Origin of the sequence: uncultured Planktosalinus sp. (assembly GCF_963973675.1) — a bacterium.
GTDB lineage: Bacteria > Bacteroidota > Bacteroidia > Flavobacteriales > Flavobacteriaceae > Planktosalinus.
This window is the reverse complement of the sequence record NZ_CAXBAN010000204.1, coordinates 1-4,748: the sequence shown is the minus strand read 5'-3', so window position 1 is coordinate 4,748 and position 4,748 is coordinate 1. Positions and strand designations below refer to the sequence as shown.

The window sequence follows — 4,748 nt, the reverse complement described above, 5'->3', positions numbered from 1 at the left end:
CGATGAAGTTATTGATCAATGACCAATACCTTGCTCGCATTGTGGAAGGCTGCAATGCCCTGAGTGTGATGGCGCTGTTTGCTGCTTTTATTGTCGCCTTTCATCAACGCTGGAAACCCACACTGCTTTACATACTGGTGGGTGCGGTTTTGATTTATTGTGCCAATCTATTCCGCATTGTGCTGTTGGCCATTGCACTCTATGAATACCCGCAGTATGAGGAATTTTTACACGGCGTGTTGTTCCCGGCCATTATTTACGGGATGGTGTTTTTGCTATGGGTGCTATGGGTGAGAAGGATTCCTGAAAAACTAGTAGAGGATGAAAAAACCGTTTAAACTACTTGTTCTGCTTTTTTTATTCGCACTCCTGGTGCTGGTGCGCCTGTTTGAAGCCGACTTGTTTTATGACCCACTGCTCTCTTTTTTTAAGCAAGACTATCTCCACAACAAAGTGCCCGATGTCGAAATTGGGAACCTCATGCTGCACACCGCCTTCAGGTTTGGGATCAATACCTTGATTTCGCTGGCAATTTTATATGTGGCATTTAAAGACAAAGGCATTGTAAAGTTTTCAGCGGTACTCTACCTTCTTGCTTTTGTGGTCTTGTTCTCCTGGATGACCTGGCTGGTTGCCCATGCTGCTCCTCACAGCAATTACAACCTGCTGTTTTATGTACGCCGTTTCTTGATTCAGCCCCTATTCGTCTTGCTGCTGCTGCCGGCTTTTTATTATCACAAACTCAGGAGCCGGTAATTCAAATCTTCATCAGGAAAACTGACTGCTTGGGGTTTTCTTGTAGTTTGCTTCTACTTTTATACGAAAATAAACCGTAGTTTCTTCGATGTTTTACCGTAAAAGGTACTGTATTTACGGATAAACTACGAAGAAACATCGAATAAACTTCGTAAAAAACTACAGTATGACTCCTATTATTCTTGGAACTAATAGTAATAATTGTTTAAATTTGAATGGTAAAGTCTCGGATAAGAGGCTTTTATGTATCAGTAAACAGTTTAATCAACTATAAAGGGATGGCAAGAGTAAGAAGTCAAGTTGTCAAATTATCAGGGATGGTTGGGGGGCTTGTGTTTTATAAGAGCATCTATGGAGATCTGGTAAGGACCAAACCGGAGTCGGTTGGAAAAAAAAGAAAGTCATCAGCACTGCAAAAGTTGCAGCAGAATAAACTGCCCGTGGTGATGGCTTTTTTGAGTCCGTTGAAGAGGCTGCTTAAAGAAAATATGTTTCCTCCGGGCACGGTATTACCGGCTTTTCACTGGGCGAAATCGTATTATTTAAACGAGGCGGTCTATTATGAAGAAGAGCGTTACCACATCAACTTTCCTAAAGCCCTGATGAGTTTGGGCGATTTACGTCCGCCGGATTTAATTTCTGCGCATGTGGATGGCACTTATTTAGTTGAATTGCAATGGCAGGACAACAGCGACCAGGCACTGGCCTATCCTGATGATGGTTTGCTGGTGGTGCTCTGTGCCCCCGAAGCCAGGGCCATTTTTTACCAAACCGAAGTAGCCAGGCGCAGCGATCAAGCCGTGACCATCACCTTGAATAAAAGCTGGGAAGGCGTGGAGACCCATGTGTGGGCCGCTTTTTCACAACCCGGAAAACGGGCTTCTGCCAGTGTGTATTTGGGGAGTTTTATTTTATAGATTTTGGCATAGGGGCATTTAGGGGTGTGTGATGTAATTTTAAGCCATGCAAGTTGATAGCAAGGGTGTGGGTGGTGTTAGCTTTTTTTGACGATGAGTATTTCATCATCAGAAAATTCCATCCAGGCGATATCATAGACGTAGTGAAACATTTTTCCTTTGCTGTTTATGTGGAAGTGGGTGTGGTATTTAAAGCGGAACTTTTTTTGTTCCAGGCGTGTTCTATAAATTTTGATTTGGGTTTTGTTTTTTCCGATCAGCTCGAGCAGGATGCCGTGGTTGCGTTTAAGGTATTCGTCGATTTGTTGAGCGGCGCGGTTGGAGGCTTTTCGCAGTTGTGTGTGGTAGTAGTTTTTGCAGCCGACGGAGCAGAATAATTTATCAGTTCTTCCGCGGAGTATTTTTTTACATATTTTACAAGTTTTTTTCACTTGATGTCTTTTGTGGCTTCAAATATAAGCTATTCGTTTGAAACGGTTATAATCATTTATAGTTGTTTGTTAGCGGTTTAGGGTATTTTTTTTAGTTAGTTTTGATCTACGTCTTTTTCTCTAAATTTATTTTATTATGGAAGCCATGGTCATTTTAATGTATTTGCCCAGAAAAAATGCGGGCCGCATTAAGTTTAAGATTCCGTATCTTATGGAGGATGAGCGTTTGGCTTTTAAACAGTTGAACGGCTCGTTTTATCACCCCTCGCAGTATTTGTGGAGTTTGCCCAACACGGCTGTTCATAAGGAACAGGTTAGGTCTTTGTTTGGTAAAAAGTTAAAGGAGGTTTGTGAGCATAGCCCGCCAGAAATGCCTGAGGTTGTTATCACTGAGGCCATTCAGCAGGAGTTGGACAGGCATTTTCAAAAGATGAAGTTGAAGAGTTACAGTGATTCTACCATTAGGTCGTATCAGTCTAACTTGGCGCAGTTTCTTGTTTATTTTAAAAACAGTGATTTCAATGCATTAACGAAGGAGCAGATTGAGGGCTTTGTTTTTGAGTTGGTACAGAAGTACAAAATAAGTGAGCAGAAGCAAAATATGATGATCAATGCCATCAAGAGTTATTATGAGCATACACTTGGGCAGCCGCGGGAGTATTACACCATCACGCGCCCCAAGCGCAGCAGGGATTTGCCTAACACACTAAGTGAGGAGGAAGTGCTTGCGATTATCAATGCTCCTGACAACATCAAGCACAAGGCTATTTTGCATACTATTTACAGTGCCGGTTTGCGCATTGGTGAGGTGATCAGGTTGCGGGTAAAGGATGTGCGGTCTGATGATGGGTTTTTGTTTGTAAAGGATTCTAAGGGCAAGAAGGACCGTCATACGGTTTTGAGTCGGTTGTTGCTTGATTTATTGCGCAGGTATTACAAGGTTCATAAGCCTTCTTACTGGTTGTTTGAGGGGCAGGACGGCGGGCAGTATTCTGCAACGAGCATACAGCAGATTTACCGGAGGGCTGTAAAGAAAACGGGGTCTAACCCGTGGAGCACGCCCCACACGTTGCGTCATAGTTTTGCGACCCATTTGATGCAGCGAGGGGTAAACATCAGGTATATACAGACGGCTTTGGGTCACAGCAGTACCAAAACGACTGAGGTTTACACGCGGGTTTTGAGTATTAACAGTAAAACATTGAAAAGTCCTTTGGATGTTATTATGGAAAGTGCTACTTTCGGAAAGAAATAATGGGGGTGGCCCATGTTGCACAAATGCAATATATCAACAATAAATCCCCAAAACATGACTTATATACTAATGTTAGGCACAAGCTAAAGAAACAGTAAATGAAGATAATATTAGCGATAGGAATAGGTAGTTTCATAGGTGGAGTTTTACGCTACTTAATGACGTTGCTTTTTCAAGGAAAGACCATAGTAGGTATTCCACTTGGGACAATGATAGTAAATATTTTGGGCTGTCTTTTTATAGGATTACTCGTTGGAATCATTACCAACTTTGATATTTCAAAAAAATGGGAATTATTTATCATTACAGGTGTTATAGGGAGTTTTACTACGTTTTCCACCTTCTCATTTGAGACAATAGAATTGATAAAAACAAAGGAGTACTTTAATGCTATTATTTATTGTTCATCGAGTGTGTTACTTGGACTAGCTGCCACTTTTTTCGGGATTTTCATTACCAAGCAACTAATAGCATAAAGGAGTATGGAATTAATTCAAACAATAGTACTTGCCATTATAGAAGGATTGACAGAATTTTTACCCGTTTCATCAACAGGACATATGATTTTGGCATCTTCAGTAATGAAAATTCACGAAGATGAATTTGTGAAAACATTTGAGATTTTCATACAATTAGGAGCGATATTTGCCATTGCATTGATGTACATTAAGCGTTTTTTGCAAGGAATTGAAATTTACACCAAACTTTTGGTTGCCTTTATTCCAACTGCGGTAATCGGCTTTTTAGCTTATGATTTTATCAAAGCCTATTTGTTTAATCCGGTGGTTGTTTCCATTTCTCTGATTTTAGGCGGTATTATACTGATTTGGATTGACAAAAGAGTGGTCAACAAACAAACTGAAGTTGAAACACTTGAAAGCATACCCATTAAAAATGCATTCTTCATTGGACTTATGCAATGCCTGTCAATGATACCAGGAACATCAAGAGCCGCAGCAACAATTATTGGCGGAGTTTTTAACAAGTTGGACAAAAAGCAGGCAACAGAATTTTCATTCTTATTGGCTATCCCGACAATGTTCGCTGCAACAGGATACGACTTACTGAAAACACCTGTGGACTTTGACACACACGAAATCACATTGCTCTCAATCGGATTGTTATTTGCATTTGTGAGTGCTTGGTTTGCCGTGAAAATATTCTTGAGAATTGTCGAAAATTACGGATTTAAACACTTTGGATATTACAGGATAATAATCGGACTAATATTCTTACTGACAATGACTTGAATAAAAAAGCCAGTGCCTAACATTGTATAAGAGCAATAGCGGGTACAGTGGTAAATCGAAAGTGTTGGCATTTAATAAACTTTTGTGGTGGCGGACAGGTAATCGCCTTGAAATCCGCTACTGCTCTTATACTTGACCG

7 protein-coding genes are annotated in these 4,748 nt (G+C 40.7%); 6 read left to right on the top strand and 1 reads right to left on the bottom strand.

Features of this window, described 5'->3' with window-relative positions:
* From xrtF to AACY61_RS08835, 3 genes are all read left to right on the top strand, one after another.
* Positions 1–338: exosortase family protein XrtF (gene xrtF, locus AACY61_RS08845; RefSeq protein WP_339611215.1), on the top strand; the 338-nt coding region annotated here is incomplete at its 5' end.
* Positions 322–756 carry an exosortase F system-associated protein gene (locus AACY61_RS08840; RefSeq protein ID WP_339611214.1) on the top strand — a complete coding sequence of 145 codons (435 nt, stop codon included), beginning with the start codon at positions 322–324 and terminating at the stop codon, positions 754–756. The genes xrtF and AACY61_RS08840, both read left to right, overlap by 17 nt.
* 215 nt (positions 757–971) lie before the next feature.
* Positions 972–1,673 (top strand): DUF6266 family protein, encoded by a 702-nt coding sequence (locus AACY61_RS08835; RefSeq protein WP_339611212.1) that lies wholly within the window; start codon positions 972–974, stop codon positions 1,671–1,673.
* A gap of 77 nt (positions 1,674–1,750) precedes the next feature.
* Here AACY61_RS08835 and AACY61_RS08830 read toward each other — a convergent pair whose 3' ends face one another.
* Entirely contained in the window at positions 1,751–2,104 is a 354-nt protein-coding gene (locus AACY61_RS08830) for a hypothetical protein (protein ID WP_339611211.1), read from the bottom strand.
* A gap of 136 nt (positions 2,105–2,240) precedes the next feature.
* On the opposite strand from AACY61_RS08830, the gene AACY61_RS08825 reads away from it, so the two are divergent.
* The 3 genes from AACY61_RS08825 to AACY61_RS08815 all read left to right on the top strand — a co-directional run bounded on the left by AACY61_RS08825 (position 2,241) and on the right by AACY61_RS08815 (position 4,609).
* The gene (locus tag AACY61_RS08825; RefSeq protein WP_339611210.1) at positions 2,241–3,359 is read left to right on the top strand and encodes a site-specific integrase; all 1,119 of its coding nucleotides are present in this window, start codon (positions 2,241–2,243) and stop codon (positions 3,357–3,359) included.
* A 98-nt stretch (positions 3,360–3,457) separates the two neighbouring features.
* Positions 3,458–3,835: a fluoride efflux transporter CrcB gene (gene crcB, locus AACY61_RS08820; protein ID WP_339611209.1), complete on the top strand. Its 378-nt coding sequence runs from the start codon at positions 3,458–3,460 to the stop codon at positions 3,833–3,835.
* 6 nt (positions 3,836–3,841) lie between these two features.
* Positions 3,842–4,609 carry an undecaprenyl-diphosphate phosphatase gene (locus tag AACY61_RS08815; protein WP_339611208.1) on the top strand — a complete coding sequence of 256 codons (768 nt, stop codon included), beginning with the start codon at positions 3,842–3,844 and terminating at the stop codon, positions 4,607–4,609.
* The last annotated feature ends 139 nt before the right edge of the window (positions 4,610–4,748 follow it).